This window comes from Pseudopedobacter beijingensis, assembly GCF_042678145.1.
Taxonomy (GTDB): Bacteria; Bacteroidota; Bacteroidia; order Sphingobacteriales; family Sphingobacteriaceae; genus Pseudopedobacter; species Pseudopedobacter beijingensis.
Map to the genome: position 1 here is coordinate 165,131 of NZ_JBHUDG010000005.1, position 18,761 is coordinate 183,891.

The window sequence follows — 18,761 nt, forward strand, 5'->3', positions numbered from 1 at the left end:
TTCAATATAATAAATTTAATTTATTATTGTGCTTGAGGGAAAACTATCGGACATCCTGATCCGTCTACTTTAGTTCCCGCCGGTGTATTTGGACATTTATCAAATTGATCTGATACGCCATCACCATCTGAATCTTTTTTCAATTTATCAACCTGACCTTCTACCGCTGATGTACGAGATTTCAATTGATCTAGGTCGTTTCTTAAAGCTGGATCTTGCAATTCGTTATATAATGTAGAAACTGCATTATTCCATTGTAGCGCTGGTTTTGATTTAGATCCTAAAGTAAATTCAAGTCCTGCATAAGCATAAGACCATCTGTCTTTGTTAGACGGTCCGTTAAACCAACCTCCATCTAAGTTATCAGCATCTAAGAAATTAGCATCGTAACCTAAGTTTAACGCTACTACTTGTCCTAATTTAATGTTAGCACCAACACCTACAGGAATATATAATTCTGTTCTTTTCCCTGTATTATTTGATGCATTATTTTTAAGATCGTAACCTGTTAAACCAGCACCCGCTTGTACAAAGAAACCTAGAGATTTCTCTTTTTTCAAGAAAGAAATTGTACCTACATTCACCACACCTTTTAAAGCTGCTGCGTAAGTTAAATCAGTTTTAAAGCTTGGCGCATTACCCGCATCGCTTAATTTACCTGCTAGTTCACCTCTATGTGCATCTAATTTAAGGGCAAAAGACGGAGCCAATTGTTTTTTAACAAACAAACCGTATCCTAATTTTGATTCCCATTCTGAATAGTCATTTGTTCCAAAAGGAATTATCGGAGAAACAACGCCTGCATTTACACCGATAGACCAAGTTCTGTACTGTTTTGCACCACCAAATACTTTAACAGACTCTTGAGCCTGCGCAAACAATGTAGCCACAGACAATACTGAAGCTACTGCTAGTGTTCTTTTTAAGTTCATTTTTGTCATTTAGTTCAATTGTTAAAAATACGTTTTGTATTTTGTTTTTGATACACAAACGCTGTACCAAATTTCAATATTAATACAATGTTAGCAAAATTACTTCAATTTAGCATACTGTATTCTTGTTTTTCTTCTTTTTCGATAGATTTTATTTAAAAACGCAATATTAGTTTTTCAACACGTAATCTTCTATTATTCAAGGCTTATCGCTTTCATTTTGTTATACAATGTTTTACGATCTATCTTTAATAGTTTAGCTGCTTTTGTCTTATTAAAGTTAACTTCTTTTAGCACCTTAAGTATCGTTTCGTACTCGGCCTCTAAGGCGGCGTTCTTAAGGTCTAATTTTTTCTCTTTTTTTGGACTATTCGTAGAATTATCTCCACTACTCCCTAATTCTAATGCAGCCAGCTTAATAAAAGTAGATATCTCCAAAGGTAAAGCTTTCTCCTGTACGGTATCTCCCTCTGTCAATAAAACAGAACGCCTGACTACATTTTTCAATTCTCTCACATTCCCGGGCCAGGAGTAGTTTAAAAAACATTCTTCCACTTCTTCACTAAATGCTTTTACGGTTTTATTCAGCTCTTGGTTCGCTAGATCAAGAAAATAATAGGCAAAAGTCAAAATATCCTTTCCTCTTTCCCTCAAAGGGGGCAAGTAGATACCGAATTCATTAAACCTATGATACAAATCTTCCCTGAATCTCCCTTTTGAAATAGCGTCTACCAAATTTTCGTTAGTAGCCACAATTATTCTCACATCCAAATCTATCTCTTTGGTAGATCCTATACGTTTAACTTTTCTTTCTTGTACTGTTCTTAACAATGATGCCTGAATTTCGTATGAAAGGTTTCCTACCTCATCCAGAAAAAGAGTCCCGCCATTAGCCATTTCAAAGTGTCCTATTTTAGTGAATAGGGCTCCGGTAAAGGATCCTTTCTCATGCCCAAAAAACTCCGATCCCGCCAACTCTTTAGTTAAAGAACCGCAATCCATCGCAATAAAGGGCTTGTCTCTTCTGCTACTTTTCTGGTGTATACTTTTTGCTACAGACTCTTTCCCAGTTCCACTTTCACCGATAAGAATGACACTATAATTTGTGGGAGCAACTAAATCTATTTGACGCATAAGCTCTTTTGCCGCTGTACTTTGCCCAACGACATAATCATCCAATAATTGAATATTTTTCTTCTCGCCGTTAGACTTAGAGATATTCTTATGAGTCTTATTTTCTTCTAATTCCTCGTTTAGGGCTTGCTGGGTTTCTATAGCCTTATTTACGGTATTGAGTATTTCATCAGGATACAAAGGCTTAGTAATATAATCATAAGCCCCCATCTTGATTAATTCTACTGCAAGTTTTATATCCGAATACCCTGTAATAATAATAACCCCCGTACGTGGATACTGATGTTTTATCTTCTTTAATACTTCTCTTCCATCGGTATCTTCCAGGCGAAAATCGCACATTACCAAATTGAAGGTCTCTTTTGATAAAATCTCAAATGCTGAGGCTCCGGTAGAAGCTGTTTTCACCTCGAAACCATTCTTTCCAAGGAATCTTGAGAGCAAGAGTCCTATATTAACTTCATCATCTACAATGAGGATTTTTTTCATCAACGCTACTTACTTTGGGCTTGCTAATATAACTATAAATTTATTCTTCTAAAACAGGCATTTATTTTTTAAATATGCTGAAAATGTTTTAGATAGCTCACTTAAATTGGGGCTTGCGCTTATTAATAAACGCATCAACTCCTTCCGTATAATTTGTAGTTAAAAAACAGGTGGAAAACTCTTCAACTTCTGTATTAAAACCTGCATCTCTGTCTTCTTTATAAAATGCATTTATAGCTTTTATCGCCGAGGAAATTGCCTCGGGAGATTGAGACAGAACCTGACTCATCCATTGTTTACTGGTTTCTATTAAATATTCCGGTAGCACAACCTGACTCACCAAAGAAAGACTTTTCGCCTCCTCAGCATTTATTCTATTGGCGGTCAGGACAAGTTCCATAGCCTTAGCTTTCCCTACAATTTGTGGCAGTCGTTGGGTTCCTCCGTAGCCAGGAATAATTCCTAATCCAACCTCTGGAAAACCAAACTGTGCATTCGCAGAAGCGACACGAAAATGACAGGCTAATGCCAATTCAAATCCCCCTCCTAATGCAAACCCATTAATAGCGGCCAGTATAGGCTTAGATCCACTTTCAATAAAATCGAACACAAGCTGTTGGCCTTTTTTAGCTAAGCGGAACGCCTCTTCTTTATTTAAACCTACAAATTCTTTTATATCTGCTCCTGCTACAAATGCTTTATTACCCGCTCCTGTTATTATAATCCCCTTTACCTTTTCATCTCCATAAGCTTCTTTTAGAGCTTGGTGAAGTTCATCTATCACTTGCGTATTCAATGCATTGAGCTGTTTTTCTCTATCGATAGTAATGGTTAGGATTTTCTCTTCGATGCTTATCCTTAAGGTTTCATATCTCATAATCTCTATAATTAGGGCTTATTATAAATTTACTGAGATTGTGTCACATATTATAAAAAATTAAAGTTTAGTTGAACCTACATAAAACAAAAAGCCCTGACCAATGCTGATCAGGGCTTTCAAAATATCTTTAAAAAAGATTAGAATCTAAAACCTAGGTTAATACCTGCTCTTAACCCCGCCCACGGACCAGAAAAATCTATTCTTGCTCCATTATTAGTTGCTTCTCCAGATAATTTTAACATAGGAATATCGGAATCTTTTAACTTATCAATTTCCTTTTGCAATCCATCACGCTCATCATCTGACAATGTTTTATTACCAGTAATATCTCCTTTAGCACTTCCCGCATTTGGCCCTAAAATCATCCAATCCAGATAAATTCTTTTACTCAATTTCCACTGTGCTCCAAACATTAAACCACCAGTAATAGTAGTAACATTTCCAGATAGAGGAATTTTTTCAGTCTTTTCTATATTATTTTGATCCTCATATGTAAACTCAAAAGGGAGATCTGCAGAATAAACTGCATAGCGTACAAATGGAGCTATATAAAACCCTCTAAATACACCTTTTCCCATGTAGAATTTTACTTCAGGGGTAATAGCATAGTTCCCTAATTTCAGATTACTGATGTGCTTATTAGTTTCTGGATCATCAATAGCACTTTTTATATCATCTAAAAAAGGAAGTTTTCCTTCCCCCATATATCGGAAACCTATTCCTGCCGATATTTTTTTACCTATTGCTCTTTCATAAGTACCAGAGTAAGTCCTCAATGGCAGCCCAGTTAAATTAAGCTTTATTAAATTTTTTCCATCATCTGATTTTACAGACTCTTTTTTATCCGCTGCTTTTGTCACAGTTACCAGCATAGCTATAACAACTGTAAGAAGTAGTTTTTTATTCATACTTATATTGGTTTAATTTTGCAAAAATAACTTAATTATATTCATAAAAAAATACTACTTATTAGGTATTTTACTAAATCTCTGATATCATTCAGAAAAAAGCCCATTCATTCTTACCAGAAATCATAACCAGTTCCCTACTTATATATTTAAACATAAAGCCCCGTGACAAAATGTCACGGGGCTTTATATTGTATTTTCTTTTAAAGGGTACTACTTAGATTTTTCTTCTTTAGCTTTTTTCTTAAAATAACCTCTAAACAAAAAATTACTTTGCAGTGCTTTCATATTTTCATCCAATTTCTGAGTACTGGTTTCCAAATTCCCCATCACAGATTTCAGTTGCTGAGCCGCTTCTTCATCGTTTAACAATACTCCAATAGCATTATTACTATTATTAAGCTGTGCCGTAGCCTTATTTAGATTCTCTGTAGCTGCTGATGCTGATTTTGCCATGCTCTGAAATTCTTCAACTGAAGATTCTAATTTCCTGAACATCACCGTATCTTCCAGTACTTTTGACACAAAACCCTCACTATTGTTTAGTTTATTGCTAAACTTATTCAATTCCATGGCCATATTATTTGCAGACTGCGTTGTAGCATTCAAATTAGCTACAATTGCTTTAAAGTTATGAGCTATCTGGTCATCCGTCAATAGTGCTCCCACAGTTCCTTTACCCTCTACCAAACTTCTCGCCAGTACCTTAAAGTCTCCGGTAATCTCCACCAGGTTTTTATTATTGGTCTGTAAGGTCTTCATAATATCATCGGTAGATAAGGTTTTATTCACCTGTAATTCATCTCCATCTTCTACAAAGGGGTATTTAAGAGAACCTCCATCTATCACAACAATCTTATTCCCAATTAAACCGTCTGAACTAATACTTGCTTTCGCATCTTTATGAATGTATTGGTGTGCAGATTCATCTATATTTAAGATTACCTGCACCTGAGAAGTCCCATAGAATTGAATTTTTTTGATTGTCCCGATTTTAACTCCGGAAAACCATACATTATTCCCTGATTTAAGTCCCTGTATATCGTCAAAAACCACACTAAGCTCAAAGGTTTTTACAAAGGTTTTTTTCTGTCCACCTAATGTAAAAACCCCTAAAAGAAATATAGCAATACCTATAAAAATAAAAATCCCTACGGTTATTCCTCTTTTTTTCTCCGTATTTTCCATATTTTATTTATTGTATAAAATTATAATCATAAAAAGATTTCACACGTTCATCGTCAGTATCAAAAACTTCTTCAAATGAACCTGCTTTATTAAATTGGCCATCCAAAAGTATAGTTACTCTGTCGCCAACTTGTTTTGCGCAAGTCAAGTCATGCGTAATAACAATTGAACTGGTACTAAACCTCTCCTGCACTTCATTAATAAGGTTATTAATCTCTATACAGGTTATGGGATCAAGCCCTGCTGTAGGCTCATCATACAGCATAATTTTTGGCTGTAATATTAATGTTCTGGCAATACCAATCCGTTTTCGTTGCCCTCCCGATAGCTCAGAAGGCATTTGATTAATAGTCTGACTTAAACTAACGGCATCCAAAACCGACTCTACCGCATAATCTATCTCCGCTTTGCTTAGGTTCTTTTTATTCCTAACCAAAGGAAATTCCAGGTTTTTCCTTACAGTCATACTGTCATAAAGCGCACTATTCTGAAATGAAAAACCTATATTCAAACGTAATTGTTGTAATTCTTTGGGTGATATTTTATTGACTTCTTGCCCTAAAACATTAACTGTTCCCGAGTCCTGTGTCAATAAACCAGATATTATTTTTATAAGTACAGATTTTCCCGTCCCAGATTTACCTAACACAACCAGATTCTCTCCCTGATAAAGATCTAGATCTACACCTTTGAGCACATGATAGTCTCCAAAAGATTTATGTAAATCTCTAATGGTTATCACCTTTGTGTTCATATCTATATGCTGTTGCTTCTTCATTAGGTCCTAAACATAAATGTGATCTGAGTACCAATAATTTCTTCTAAAAACACTAAAAACATCCCCATCACTACTGCAGCATTTGCAGCTCTACCTACCCCCTCGGTCCCTTTAGACGAATTATATCCTTGATAACACCCCACTATCCCTATAGTAAAACCAAATATAATGGCCTTAATAGTCGAAGAAAAGATGTCTAGAAAACTTATAGCTTCAAATGCCGATTGGATAAAAGCTTGAAAACTGGTGTTTTCAAACGCATATACATTTAAAAACGCTCCAATCATGGCTACCAAAGCCGTATAAAAAGTAAGAATAGGAATAGTGATTGTTGTTGCCAATGTTCTGGTAACTACCAAGAATTTAAATGGATTTGTTCCAGACACTTCCATAGCATCTATCTGTTCTGTAACTTTCATAGAACCTAATTCAGCCCCTATACTAGACCCTACTTTACCTGCGGTAATCAAAGCTGTTAGCAAAGGTGCCAAAGATCTAAGTATGGCTATAGCCACCAATGATGGCAACCAAGAAGTAGCTCCAAACTCAGACAAGCTAGGTCTTGATTGTTTTGTAAAAACTATCCCCGTAATAAAGCCCGTTAATGTTATCAATCCTAAAGATTTAAAACCTACCTGATAACACTGTCTTATAATTTCTTTACCTTCTATTGGGGTAGAAAATGCCTCCTTGAAGAAACGTAGTATAAATCTGTGAATAAGATATAACTCATAGAATATACTGTTTAGTTTTTTCCTGAAACGTGACTTCGGTTTTTCCAAGTTAAAAAAAGTTTATTGTTGATTTGTAATTTACAAAAGAAATCAAATCTATGTAGATCTTAAAAACCAATTTTGCAAAAATATCATTATCTCAACATTTAAGCCACTATTAGAGAATTTTAACAAAAAAATAACATTCTTGTTTTAAATATGAATATGCTATTCCAGAATTTCGCTCATAGCTAAGGTTTTGCTATTTTTGCAGGATATTTTGTTTTGAAAAAATGTCTGAAGAAAGGTCACTTAATTTTATTGAGGAAATTGTTGAGGAGGATATCCGAACAGGTAAACATGGAGGTCGTGTTTTAACCCGCTTTCCACCCGAACCAAATGGTTATTTACATATTGGACACGCCAAGTCTATATGCTTAAACTTTGGTCTGGCAAAAAAGTACAACGGGACTACAAATTTACGTTTCGACGATACTAACCCCGTAACGGAAGATACTGAATATGTTGAAAGTATTAAAGAAGACGTTAATTGGCTGGGATTTGAATGGGCCGAAGAGCTTTATACTTCTGATTATTTTGATCAGCTTTATCAATTTGCAATAACGCTGATAAATAAAGGTCTTGCCTATGTAGATGATTCTTCTTCTGAAGAAATAGCTAAAGGAAAAGGTACGCCAACACAACCGGGAACCCCTAATATTTTTAGAAGCAGAAGCATAGAGGAAAATTTGACTCTCTTTGAAGAGATGAAATCTGGAAAATATGCCGACGGAGAAAAAGTTTTAAGGGCAAAAATAGATCTGGCAAGTCCTAATATGCACATGCGTGATCCTATTATTTACAGGATAAAACATGCGCACCATCATAGAACAGGAAACAAATGGTGTATTTATCCGATGTACGATTTTGCTCACGGACAATCTGATGCTATAGAAAAAATAACACACTCTGTGTGTACACTGGAGTTTATTCCTCACAGGGAGTTATATAACTGGCTGATTGACATGCTTGAAATATTCCCTTCCAAGCAATACGAATTTGCCCGTCTTAATATGAGCTATACAGTGATGAGCAAAAGAAAGTTAATGCAATTGGTTAACAATGCTTTTGTTGCAGGTTGGGACGATCCGAGAATGCCTACTATCAGCGGATTAAGAAGAAGAGGTTTTACTCCTGCTTCAATAAGAAATTTCTGTGACAGAATTGGAATAGCAAAAAGAGAGAATGTCATAGATTTCAGCTTGCTCGAGTTCTTTATAAGAGAAGACCTGAATAAAACTTCGTGGAGAAGAATGGCGGTACTGGATCCTATCAAAATGGTGATTACCAATTTCCTTGAGAACGAAATAGAATGGCTGGAAGGAGAAAACAATCCGGAAGCTGAGGGTGGTGAAGGATCAAGAAAAGTACCTTTCACCAAAGAGCTTTGGATTGAAAGAGAAGATTTTATGGAGGAGCCTCCTAAAAAATTCTTTAGGTTAGGTCCTGGTTTAATGTGTCGATTAAAATTTGCTTACATTGTTAGATGTGATGACTTTGTAAAAGATGAACACGGCAATGTTACCGAAATACATTGTACTTATTTCCCTGATTCAAAATCAGGCAGTGACACTTCTGGCCTTAAAGCAAAAGGAACCATGCACTGGGTGAGTGTACCTCACGCCAAAACAGCAGAAGTTAGACTCTACGACAGATTATTTAAGGCAGAAGCACCAGATGCAGAAGAAGGTGACTTTAAAGATTATATCAATCCTGAGAGTTTAGTCGTTGTAGAAAACGCATATATAGAACCAGACTTATCTCATGCCGCACAACAACTGGCAGATTTCCCTGACAGGAGATATCAGTTCATTAGAAAAGGCTATTTCTGTCTGGACAAGGATTCTACTGCTGAGAAACTAGTATTCAACAGAACTGTTACTTTAAAAGACGGTTGGTCTAAATAATGATTAAAATTAAAAAAGAAATCTAAGGCACTCCTTTCTTTCCTAAAACATTTGGGAGGAAAGGAGTCTTATTTTCATCTCGACCACCAATAGAGATTTCTATCAGAATAGTCTACAATAAAATCCTAAGAAATCTTATCCAGAGTAATTCCTGCAGCCGAAGGTTTATTAAAAAAGCTTCTTAACACCATGTGTTCAGGCTTTAACAGCTCAGGATCATTTCCCATAATTTCCTGTACCGTTTTCCGGGCCTCAATGAGTATATTCTGATCTTGGGCCAAATCAGCAAGTTTAAGATCAAGAACACCGCTTTGCTGCGTTCCTTCTATATTTCCCGGTCCTCTCAGTTGTAAATCTACCTCTGAAATTTCGAAGCCATCATTTGTACGAACCATAGTTTCTAACCTGATTTTCCCTTCTTTACTCAATTTCTCCTTGGACATCAGGATACAAAAAGATTGCTCAGATCCCCTTCCTACCCTTCCTCTCAATTGGTGCAATTGAGACAACCCAAAACGTTCTGCATTTTCTATAATCATAACGGAGGCATTAGGCACATTTACTCCAACTTCTATCACTGTTGTAGCCACCATAATTTGTGTTTCCCCTTTTACAAAACGCTGCATTTCGAATTCCTTTTCATCAGGCTTTAATTGACCATGTACAATACTTATTCTGTATTTCGGTAAAGGAAACTCTCTGGAAAGTGTTTCTATCCCATCTTCCAGGTTCTTAAGATCTAATTTTGCACTTTCCTGTATCAACGGATAAACAACATAAACCTGCCTGCCTTTTGCTATTTCCTGCTTCATAAAACCAAACATTCTTAAGCGCTGTGCCTCATACATATGTATCGTTTTTATAGGCTTCCTTCCAACAGGCAACTCGTTTATTACAGAAATATCCAAATCCCCATATAAAGACATGGCTAACGTACGAGGAATAGGTGTAGCTGTCATAACCAATACATGTGGCGGTATCGGGTTTTTCTTCCACAGTTTGGCCCTTTGTTCCACTCCAAAGCGATGTTGCTCATCAATCACAGCCAATCCCAATTGTTTAAAAACAACAGTATCTTCTATTAAAGCATGTGTACCAACTAATATATCTAAATTTCCATTTTTTAAATCTTCCAGAATCCGGGTTCTGTCCTTCTTCTTTGTAGATCCCGTAAGCAAGGCTATACGCACAAGACCGTCCTGCAACATGGAAGAAATAGACACATAGTGTTGAGTCGCCAGAATTTCTGTAGGAGCCATTAAACATGCCTGGAATCCATTATCTATTGCCAGCAACATACTCATTAATGCAACAACGGTTTTTCCTGAACCTACATCTCCCTGCACTAATCTATTCATCTGCGCCCCTCTCTGGCTATCCCAACGTATCTCTTTCAACACCTTTTTCTGCGCATTAGTCAATTCAAAAGGCAGTAAGTTCTCGTAAAAATAATTAAACTTCTCCCCTACATTAACAAATATATTCCCCTTAAATTTTTGTGTGCGCAGATGTTTTATTTTCAAAAGCTTTAGCTGTATAAAAAACAACTCTTGAAATTTTAAAGTTGCCTGCGCTCTATTCAATAAATGGGCACTTACAGGAAAATGTATATTCGAGATAGCTTCTTTATTGGAAATAAGCTTATATTTTTCCAAAACATAATCAGGTAGTACTTCCTTGATTTCATTTGCAACAACATCCAGTAAATTGGCCACTAACTTTTGTAAACCCTTAGAATCTAATGAGAATTGTTTGAGCTTCTCCGTAGACGAATATACAGGTTGGAGACTCAAATTACCTTTCTCTTGAGTTTCTTTAGAAAACACTTCCAACTCCGGATGTGCCATTTGTAGCTTACCATTAAAAAATGATGGTTTGGCAAATAGGATATAAAGCTGATTAACCCTTAATATTTTTTCCATCCATTTTAAGCCTTTAAACCACACCAATTCTATTTCTCCGGTATCGTCAACTGCTCGGGCTACTAGTCTTTTTGTTTGCTTTTCGCCAATTATTTCAAAGGATTTTAAACGTACAAGAATTTGTACATAGGGGGAATTTGCGTCTACTTCAGTAATCTTATAAAACCTGGTTTTATCAATATGCCTAAAAGGATAATAATACAGCAGATCTTTATAAGTAAAAACACCTGTTTCTTTTTTTAAAATTTCAGCCCGTTGCGGGCCAACGCCCTTTAGATATTCTATAGGTGTATTAAAAATATCCACAGCGTGTTATCTTTAGTTGGCTTTTACCGCTACAACTGATATTTCTACATTTACATTTTTAGGCAAGGTTCTTACAGCAACAGTTTCCCTGGCCGGGAAATCGTGAGTAAATCGCTTGGCATAAATTTCATTCACTCTTGCAAAAGAATCCATATCGCTCAGAAAGATAGACGTTTTCACAATATTAGAAAAATCCATCTCAGCGGCATTTAATATTGCTTCCACATTATTTAACACCTGTTCTGTTTCCAGCTCTATAGTTTCATCCATGACTTTATTATTCTCAGGATTTATAGCTATCTGACCTGACACATATAAAATATCGCCAACCATTACTGCCTGACTATACGGACCAATGGGCTCTGGAGCATTTGAAGTGTATATAATTTTCTTTTCCATGGATAAATCAAGAATATAAAACCAAATTTAAAGATATAAATCTGAATTGACAGTCTCTTAATAAACACTTATACAATGCCTATTATAAAGCCCGCTTATTATTTATTAAAAACAAACCAATCCAGCATTTTATAAATGACCCCCAATATAAACATTATAATGGCGATTCTATTAATCCAATGCATCACCTTCAGGTTAAAACTCTGAGGTATATTGGGATTCTTTTTTCTAAAGAAGTACATACATACAAAAGTATAAAATAAAAAACGGAGTCTCTAAGACTAGAGACTCCGTTTTTTATATAACAATCTATTTAGATTATTTGTCTTTGAATTCAACACGACGGTTTAAGATACGACCTTCTTCTGTTGCATTAGATGCAATTGGACGGCTTTCTCCGTAACCTTTTACAGAAATTCTTTTCGCATCAACACCAGAGTTTACTAAGTAAGTTTTTACAGAGTTAGCTCTATCGATTGATAACTGCATGTTGTAAGCTTCTGTACCTTCAGATGAAGCGTGGCCATCTAATTGTACTTTTTTAGATTTGTTAGCTCTTAAGTCTGCAGATACTCTATCCAAAGTAGGATAAGCTGAAGTTCTCAATACTGAAGAATTAAATTCAAACTGAATGTTGTCTGAAGTTATTTCTTTCTCAACAGCTGGAGGCTCAGGGAATTCAATTGGACAACCAGAACCATCAACTTGAACTCCTGCAGGAGTATTTGGACATTTGTCAAAATAATCTGCTACACCATCACCATCAGAATCTTTTTTAAGTGCATCTACTGAAGACTCAACGTTTGTTAAACGACCTTTCAATGCATCAACTTCTTGACGTAAAGCTGGATCTTTCAACTCATCATACAACAAAGCTACTGGGTTAGACCACTGTAAGCTTGGTTTTGATTTTGAACCTAGCGTGAACTCCAAACCTGCATAAGCATAAGACCATTTGTCTTTATTTGAAGCACCGTTAGCCCATCTTCCATCTAAGTTGTCAGCATCTAAGAAGTTAGCATCGTAACCGATGTTTAAAGCAACAACTTCACCTAACTTAACATTAGCACCAACACCTACAGGAATATATAATTCTGTTCTTTTTCCTGTGTTATTGTCAGCGTTGTTTTTTAAATCATAACCAGTTAAACCCGCACCCGCTTGTACGAAGAAACCTAATGTATTTTGTCTTTTCAAGAAAGAAACAGTACCTACATTAACCACACCTTTTAAGGCAGCAGCATAGTTTAAATCTGTTTCAAAACTTGGCGCATTAGGAGTATCGTTCAGTTTACCAGACAATTTACCTCTATGTGCATCTAATTTTAATCCAAAAGATGGTGCTAATTGTTTTTTAACAAATAAGCCATATCCAAGATTTGATTCCCACTCAGGGTAGTCGTTTGTTCCAAAAGGGATAATAGGAGAAAGTACGCCGGCATTAACACCTATAGACCAAGTTCTATATTGTTTTGCCCCCCCAAAAACTTTTGCTGAAGAAGACTCTTGCGCATTTGCCACAGCTGCAAAAGCAGTAGCCAGTGACAACGCAACTGTTTTCTTCATTGTAGAATAATTCATAATCAATTTTTTAAGGTTAAACAATTTTAATTGTAAATTCCGTCAAATTTAAATTATAAGTTTGACATCAGCAAATAATCAAATTTCATTCCAAAAAACAAATAATTCAATTAATTTCTTTAAACAGTTTTTGTACGGTGTTTGCTAACTTAGCATTATGAAATATGAAATCACTAACTCAGAGCTATTTATAAGCAATCGAAAAAAACTATGCAATAAACTAAAAAACAACAGTTTAGCTGTATTTAATTCAAATGATGAGTTTCCAAAAAGTGGCGATCAATCTTTCGATTTTAAGCAAAACCCTGATTTTTTCTATTTAACGGGTATAGATCAGGAGCAGTCTATTTTAATTATTTTCCCAGATTCACCCAACCCGGCATACAGAGAAGTCCTTTTTTTAAGACAAACAAATGAGCACATTGCCATTTGGGAAGGACATAAATACACTAAAGATGAAGCAAAAAGAGTATCCGGAATAGAGAATATTTTCTGGTTAGAAGACTTTTGGAATATTTTCCCTTCTTTGATGCATTATGCGGAATATATTTACCTAAACACTAATGAAAACGACAGGTACGCTCACACAGTACCTTATAGAGATATCCGCTTTATTGAAGAAATAAAATCTAAATATCCACTCCATAAATTAGAAAGAGCCTCTGTAATTATGCGAGAATTAAGACCTGTTAAATCCGAAGGTGAGATATTTTATATTAAAAAAGCATGTCAAATTACACGCGACGCATTCTTAAGAGTGCTCAGATTTGTAAAGCCTGATGTGACAGAATATGAAATAGAGGCAGAGATTATCCACGAGTTTATCCGCCAGCGCGCAACCGGACATGCATACTCTCCCATTATAGCCTCTGGTAGAAATGCCTGTGTCTTACATTACAACGATAACAACCAGATCTGTAAAGACGGAGATGTTATCCTTTTCGATTTTGGTGCTGAATATGCCAATTACAATGCCGACCTAAGTAGATCTATTCCCGTAAATGGTCGTTTTACAAAACGTCAGAAAGACGTTTACAATGCGGTACTTAATGTAATGAAGGAAGCCAAGCAAATGCTGGTTTCCGGTACACTTTGGAATGATTACCAGGATGAAGTTGGAAAAATAATGACCTCAGAGCTAATCAATCTAGGGCTATTGGACAAACATGATGTAGCTAAACAAAATCCTAAAATGCCCCTATATAAAAAATATTTTATGCATGGAAACTCTCATCACCTGGGTTTAGACGTACATGATGTAAGCAACAGATACGAACCTTTTAAACCGGGAAATATTTTAACAAATGAACCAGGGATTTATATTTTGGAAGAGAATTTGGGAATCAGGCTGGAAAACAATATCTTGATTACTAAAGATGGAAATATAGACCTTATGGCAGATATTCCTTTGGAAGCAAATGAAATTGAAGACATTATGAATGCATCTCCATCACTTATATAACAAGAAAAACATCACGCTATGAAAAACATTTTTTTTAACCAGACAGAATAATAAATTAATTAAAGAGCGAATACCATAAAGCTTTATTACTTTTGTACATAATTACCATCAGACAAAATCATATTTAATGAAAGTAACCGGCTTCACATTCATCAGAAATGCCGTTATTAACGATTACCCAATTGTTGAGGCAATCAACTCTATTTTACCTATTTGTGATGAGTTTGTTGTTGCTCATGGCGGCTCAACTGACGAAACATTAGAATTGCTAAAGGGTATAAACTCGCCCAAAATTAAAATAATAGATACAGTTTGGGACGAAAGTGTCCGTGAAGGGGGGCGTACATTTGCACTAGAGACCGATAAAGCATTCAAGGCTATCTCTTCAGATACAGATTGGGCATTTTACATCCAGGGAGACGAGGTGGTTCATGAAAAATATCTTCCAGTTATAAAAAAGGAAATGGAGCTGTGTTTAAATGATAGTTCTGTAGAAGGACTTCTTTTTAAATACCTTCACTTTTACGGTTCATACGATTACTATGCTATATCCAGAAGATGGTACAGACGAGAGATCAGAGTTCTGAAGAATCTCAAGGGAATAAAATCATATCGAGACGCACAAGGGTTTAGAATCAACGACAGAAAAATAAGAGTAAAAGAAATTGACGCCTATATATATCACTACGGATGGGTAAAACCACCTCATGCTCTTAATAATAAAGTAAGGAATTTCAATAAATTTTATCATAATGATGAATGGATAGATACAAATTATCCTAAAGCAGATACCTTCGATTACGGCAACGCAGACGAACTAATAAAATTTAATTTGACTCACCCTGTATCAATTCGGGAAAGAATTACGAATAATAATTGGGAGTTCTCATTTGATCCTACTAAGGTTAAAAGAAAACTTTCTTTTAGAAGAAAACTTTTAAAATTAATTGAGAAGTATACCGGATATAGATTGTTCGAGTACAAAAATTATAAAAAGATAAGGTAAGAATGCTGATGAAGAGTATTTCTGTGGTTATTCCAAACTATAATGGAAAACATTTATTTGAACGGTATTTCGAACACAATTTCAATATCATAAAGTCCTTAAAAACTGATACAGAGATAATTGTTGTCGATGACGCATCAACAGACAGCTCTGTGGAGTATTTGGAACAAAATTACAGAGATAAAATACAGATTATAAAAAAAGAACAGAATAGTGGCTTTTCAAACTCCTGCAACTTGGGCATTAATGCCTCAAAAAACGATTTAGTATTTTTACTCAATACCGACGTAAAACTAAACGAAGGTTATTTTGATAATCTGTTCAAGTATTTTGAAAAAGAAGATACTTTTGGTGTAATGGGAAGAATTATTGGAATGGACGACAATAATATACAAGAGTCGGCAAGGCTTCCTAAAGTTTCTGGAAAAAAAATAAAACCCAGTAATTTTTTTTACATCGAAAACCCTACATCCTTCACACCTACCTTTTATCTATCCGGGGCTATTGCACTTATTGATAGTAAAAAACTAAAAGAGCTAAACGGATTCAATGAGCTGTTTAACCCTTTTTATTGCGAAGATCAGGAGCTTTCCATAAGAGCATGGAGAATGGGCTGGAAATGCTACTATGAACATAGCGCTATATGCAGGCATGAGGTTTCTGGCTCTACCAAATTTCATAGTGACAAATGGGCTGTAAAGAAGCTATACTTCAGAAACAGGTACTACGTACATTATTTACATTTATCGGGAAGCGACTTATTATTATGGCATCTGCAAGTAGCTATCGTTGATGTGATGCTCACCATAGTAACATTACAATTTTATAAAATCCCTGCATACCTGACCCTATTTTTCAATAGAAAAAAGTTGAAAAGAAAAAAGAAAGCTTTCAACCGTCAAATGTCTAAAAGAGACACTAATCACGATCTTCTGGAAATAATAAATCAATTGGAAGCCTCCTTAGATGGCAGGAACATAATAAAGATCTAACCTTTTCTAAAATTACTTTTTCCGAAGTACCCTCGAATATTGTATATTTATTTCCTTTTAAAGTCAAGTTATTTCAAATTTTTATGCTGAGTTACTTCAAAAATTCTTTGGCAAGAAAAAAAGCAAGACGAATTACACAGGAATACCCTCCGGTAATAGACTCTTTCGACCTAGGCAAATATGGAAAAATAGATTTTGCAAACTGGTCTAATCCATTGGCTCCACATATAAAAATTCATTCAGCGATGATTGATTTTTTTAGTCAATTTATTAAACCTGGAGACTTGGCTATTGATATTGGTGCCAATATTGGTGACACCACTGTACCAATGGCATTATGTACAGGACAAACTGGTCTTACTTTAGGTTTCGATCCCAACCCGTTCGTATTTAAAATTCTAAAAAAGAATGCATCATTAAATACCGAACACTATAGAATAGAACCACAACCTTATGCCATCTCAAGTAATGAGGAAGAGTTTTTCTTTATATCATCAGAAGCCTCTTTTGCGAACGGTGCTATCTCCAAAACCGAGAAAAGCGAACATGGAAAATTCATCCAACCTCAGAAAGTGAAAGGAGTTAATCTGGAATATTTTTTACAAAACAATTACCCGGACTGGATTGATAAATTCTCTTTTATAAAAATAGATACGGAAGGATATGATAAAGAAATTCTTAAATCTATAAAAGACTTGATTCTTAAATGCAAACCAACAATTATTGCTGAGAGTTTTGGAAATGCCTCCAATACCGCAAAGAAAGAATTATTCGAAATCATTCACGGCATGGGATACAATATTTTTTATTTCGAGGACTTTAGTACAGATGCAGTAGTACAGAAACTGGGAAAAAGTGAAGATATGCTGAAATTCAAGAAAACAATTAACATTTACGCCACTCCCTTATAAAAAAATTTCCCTGATAGATAATAGATGAGAATCCTTATAGCTAGCACAGCCAAAATCCCCGTTTCCTCGTATGGTGGAACCGAAAGAGTTATATGGTATTTGGGAAAAGAATTATTTAAGCTAGGGCATCAGATTGTATATTTGGTCAGCGAAGGGTCTAAATGTGACTTTGCTCCTGTTATTTATATTGATAGCAGTAAAAAAATATCAGAACAAATTCCACAAGACATAGACATTGTACATTTCCATTTCCCCCCGGACGATATCGATGAAGTACAGACACCTTATATCGTTACCATACATGGAAATGTAGATTTCCCTTTTAAATTCCCCATAAATACTGTTTTTGTTTCCAGAAATCACGCCAACAGATATTCTTCCGATTCTTTTGTTTATAACGGATTAGATTGGCAAGACTACTCTAATCCTTTAGCAGCTTCTCATCGAGATTATTTTCATTTTCTGGGAAACGCCGCATGGAGAGTAAAAAATGTTAAAGGGGCCATCGGTATCATAAAAGGTACCAGATCTGAAAAAATAAATATCATTGGGGGAACAAGACTAAATTTCAAAATGGGCTTTAGGTTTACACTAACACCAAGAGCCATATTTAGCGGCATGGTTGGTGGTGAGGAAAAAAACCTGCTCTTAAGAAAATCCAAAGGGTTAATATTTCCCATAAAATGGCATGAGCCTTTTGGATTATGTATTATTGAAAGTTTATATTTTGGATGTCCTGTATTTGCCACTCCTTATGGCTCCCTGAAAGAATTGGTTATCGGGGATGTGGGTTTTTTATCCAACAAAAAATCGGAGCTAATTGAAGCTGTTGAAAATACAGGACGATACTCTAAAAAAGTATGCCATGAATATGCTCTGGAGAACTTCAACAGTAAAAAAATGGCTTTGACTTATTTAGAAAGGTACACCCGCGTGTTAGATAATGAGCCACTAAACAAACAACATCCATTCTCAGACAATACACCAAAACCAAAATTCCTGGATTGGCATGAATAATCAAAAAGATTTAAATATTGTTTCCTCATGTTAAGTTCTGATTTTAAGATAACGGTTTCTATTGACACCGATTTCTCTAATATTTAGAACATCTATCAACACAATTATATAATTTTTACAGAAAGCATCTATAAATCTGTCAATTGGTTTACTTTTGCTTTCCATTGGTTCTACAA

17 protein-coding genes are annotated in these 18,761 nt (G+C 35.3%); 6 read left to right on the top strand and 11 right to left on the bottom strand.

Annotated features, from left to right (window positions below; translation table 11 throughout):
- Window positions 1-23: 23 nt before the first annotated feature.
- From ACFSAH_RS07005 to ACFSAH_RS07035, 7 genes are all read right to left on the bottom strand, one after another.
- The gene (locus tag ACFSAH_RS07005) at window positions 24-932 is read right to left on the bottom strand and encodes an acyloxyacyl hydrolase (RefSeq protein WP_379661994.1); all 909 of its coding nucleotides are present in this window, start codon (window positions 930-932) and stop codon (window positions 24-26) included.
- A 195-nt stretch (window positions 933-1,127) separates the two neighbouring features.
- The gene (locus ACFSAH_RS07010; protein WP_379661995.1) at window positions 1,128-2,555 is read right to left on the bottom strand and encodes a sigma-54-dependent transcriptional regulator; all 1,428 of its coding nucleotides are present in this window, start codon (window positions 2,553-2,555) and stop codon (window positions 1,128-1,130) included.
- A gap of 97 nt (window positions 2,556-2,652) precedes the next feature.
- Window positions 2,653-3,432: an enoyl-CoA hydratase/isomerase family protein gene (locus tag ACFSAH_RS07015; RefSeq protein WP_379661996.1), complete on the bottom strand. Its 780-nt coding sequence runs from the start codon at window positions 3,430-3,432 to the stop codon at window positions 2,653-2,655.
- 140 nt (window positions 3,433-3,572) lie between these two features.
- Window positions 3,573-4,343 carry a DUF3575 domain-containing protein gene (locus tag ACFSAH_RS07020; RefSeq protein WP_379661997.1) on the bottom strand — a complete coding sequence of 257 codons (771 nt, stop codon included), beginning with the start codon at window positions 4,341-4,343 and terminating at the stop codon, window positions 3,573-3,575.
- A 213-nt stretch (window positions 4,344-4,556) separates the two neighbouring features.
- The gene (locus tag ACFSAH_RS07025) at window positions 4,557-5,531 is read right to left on the bottom strand and encodes an MlaD family protein (protein WP_379661998.1); all 975 of its coding nucleotides are present in this window, start codon (window positions 5,529-5,531) and stop codon (window positions 4,557-4,559) included.
- A 7-nt stretch (window positions 5,532-5,538) separates the two neighbouring features.
- The gene (locus ACFSAH_RS07030) at window positions 5,539-6,309 is read right to left on the bottom strand and encodes an ABC transporter ATP-binding protein (RefSeq protein ID WP_379661999.1); all 771 of its coding nucleotides are present in this window, start codon (window positions 6,307-6,309) and stop codon (window positions 5,539-5,541) included.
- Window positions 6,309-7,091: an MlaE family ABC transporter permease gene (locus ACFSAH_RS07035; protein WP_379662000.1), complete on the bottom strand. Its 783-nt coding sequence runs from the start codon at window positions 7,089-7,091 to the stop codon at window positions 6,309-6,311. The genes ACFSAH_RS07030 and ACFSAH_RS07035 overlap by 1 nt, the downstream gene beginning before the upstream one ends.
- Before the next feature lie 224 nt (window positions 7,092-7,315).
- Here ACFSAH_RS07035 and ACFSAH_RS07040 point away from each other — a divergent pair, with 224 nt between their 5' ends.
- On the top strand, window positions 7,316-8,989 hold the full coding sequence (locus tag ACFSAH_RS07040) for a glutamine--tRNA ligase/YqeY domain fusion protein (RefSeq protein WP_379662001.1): 1,674 nt from the start codon (window positions 7,316-7,318) through the stop codon (window positions 8,987-8,989).
- Window positions 8,990-9,114: 125 nt separating this feature from the next.
- On the opposite strand, the gene recG is transcribed toward ACFSAH_RS07040, so the two are convergent.
- From recG to ACFSAH_RS07060, 4 genes are all read right to left on the bottom strand, one after another.
- Window positions 9,115-11,217: an ATP-dependent DNA helicase RecG gene (gene recG / locus ACFSAH_RS07045; RefSeq protein ID WP_379662002.1), complete on the bottom strand. Its 2,103-nt coding sequence runs from the start codon at window positions 11,215-11,217 to the stop codon at window positions 9,115-9,117.
- Window positions 11,218-11,229: 12 nt separating this feature from the next.
- Complete coding sequence (locus ACFSAH_RS07050) at window positions 11,230-11,616, bottom strand: Rid family detoxifying hydrolase (protein ID WP_379662003.1); 387 nt, start codon at window positions 11,614-11,616, stop codon at window positions 11,230-11,232.
- 98 nt (window positions 11,617-11,714) lie between these two features.
- Window positions 11,715-11,858 (bottom strand): DUF6728 family protein, encoded by a 144-nt coding sequence (locus ACFSAH_RS07055; RefSeq protein WP_379662004.1) that lies wholly within the window; start codon window positions 11,856-11,858, stop codon window positions 11,715-11,717.
- A gap of 76 nt (window positions 11,859-11,934) precedes the next feature.
- Window positions 11,935-13,197, bottom strand: coding sequence for an acyloxyacyl hydrolase (locus tag ACFSAH_RS07060; RefSeq protein WP_379662005.1), 1,263 nt, complete (start codon window positions 13,195-13,197; stop codon window positions 11,935-11,937).
- 157 nt (window positions 13,198-13,354) lie between these two features.
- On the opposite strand from ACFSAH_RS07060, the gene ACFSAH_RS07065 reads away from it, so the two are divergent.
- The 5 genes from ACFSAH_RS07065 to ACFSAH_RS07085 all read left to right on the top strand — a co-directional run bounded on the left by ACFSAH_RS07065 (window position 13,355) and on the right by ACFSAH_RS07085 (window position 18,585).
- Window positions 13,355-14,659, top strand: a complete 1,305-nt coding sequence (locus ACFSAH_RS07065; RefSeq protein ID WP_379662006.1) for an aminopeptidase P family protein — start codon at window positions 13,355-13,357, stop codon at window positions 14,657-14,659.
- A 127-nt stretch (window positions 14,660-14,786) separates the two neighbouring features.
- Window positions 14,787-15,665 (top strand): glycosyltransferase family protein, encoded by an 879-nt coding sequence (locus tag ACFSAH_RS07070; protein ID WP_379662007.1) that lies wholly within the window; start codon window positions 14,787-14,789, stop codon window positions 15,663-15,665.
- 8 nt (window positions 15,666-15,673) lie between these two features.
- Entirely contained in the window at window positions 15,674-16,657 is a 984-nt protein-coding gene (locus tag ACFSAH_RS07075; RefSeq protein WP_379662008.1) for a glycosyltransferase family 2 protein, read from the top strand.
- A 107-nt stretch (window positions 16,658-16,764) separates the two neighbouring features.
- Entirely contained in the window at window positions 16,765-17,568 is an 804-nt protein-coding gene (locus tag ACFSAH_RS07080; protein ID WP_379662009.1) for an FkbM family methyltransferase, read from the top strand.
- 24 nt (window positions 17,569-17,592) lie between these two features.
- Complete coding sequence (locus ACFSAH_RS07085; RefSeq protein ID WP_379662010.1) at window positions 17,593-18,585, top strand: glycosyltransferase; 993 nt, start codon at window positions 17,593-17,595, stop codon at window positions 18,583-18,585.
- Window positions 18,586-18,761: the final 176 nt, after the last annotated feature.

Bases quoted from the DNA above. Each gene is read 5' to 3' on its own strand.
- ACFSAH_RS07005 (WP_379661994.1), bottom strand. From the start codon at position 932: ATGAACTTAAAAAGAACACTAGCAGTAGCTTCAGTATTGTCTGTGGCT.
- ACFSAH_RS07010 (WP_379661995.1), bottom strand. From the start codon at position 2,555: ATGAAAAAAATCCTCATTGTAGATGATGAAGTTAATATAGGACTCTTG.
- ACFSAH_RS07015 (WP_379661996.1), bottom strand. From the start codon at position 3,432: ATGAGATATGAAACCTTAAGGATAAGCATCGAAGAGAAAATCCTAACC.
- ACFSAH_RS07020 (WP_379661997.1), bottom strand. From the start codon at position 4,343: ATGAATAAAAAACTACTTCTTACAGTTGTTATAGCTATGCTGGTAACT.
- ACFSAH_RS07025 (WP_379661998.1), bottom strand. From the start codon at position 5,531: ATGGAAAATACGGAGAAAAAAAGAGGAATAACCGTAGGGATTTTTATT.
- ACFSAH_RS07030 (WP_379661999.1), bottom strand. From the start codon at position 6,309: ATGAAGAAGCAACAGCATATAGATATGAACACAAAGGTGATAACCATT.
- ACFSAH_RS07040 (WP_379662001.1), top strand. From the start codon at position 7,316: ATGTCTGAAGAAAGGTCACTTAATTTTATTGAGGAAATTGTTGAGGAG.
- ACFSAH_RS07050 (WP_379662003.1), bottom strand. From the start codon at position 11,616: ATGGAAAAGAAAATTATATACACTTCAAATGCTCCAGAGCCCATTGGT.
- ACFSAH_RS07055 (WP_379662004.1), bottom strand. From the start codon at position 11,858: ATGTACTTCTTTAGAAAAAAGAATCCCAATATACCTCAGAGTTTTAAC.
- ACFSAH_RS07060 (WP_379662005.1), bottom strand. From the start codon at position 13,197: ATGAATTATTCTACAATGAAGAAAACAGTTGCGTTGTCACTGGCTACT.
- ACFSAH_RS07065 (WP_379662006.1), top strand. From the start codon at position 13,355: ATGAAATATGAAATCACTAACTCAGAGCTATTTATAAGCAATCGAAAA.
- ACFSAH_RS07070 (WP_379662007.1), top strand. From the start codon at position 14,787: ATGAAAGTAACCGGCTTCACATTCATCAGAAATGCCGTTATTAACGAT.
- ACFSAH_RS07075 (WP_379662008.1), top strand. From the start codon at position 15,674: ATGAAGAGTATTTCTGTGGTTATTCCAAACTATAATGGAAAACATTTA.
- ACFSAH_RS07085 (WP_379662010.1), top strand. From the start codon at position 17,593: ATGAGAATCCTTATAGCTAGCACAGCCAAAATCCCCGTTTCCTCGTAT.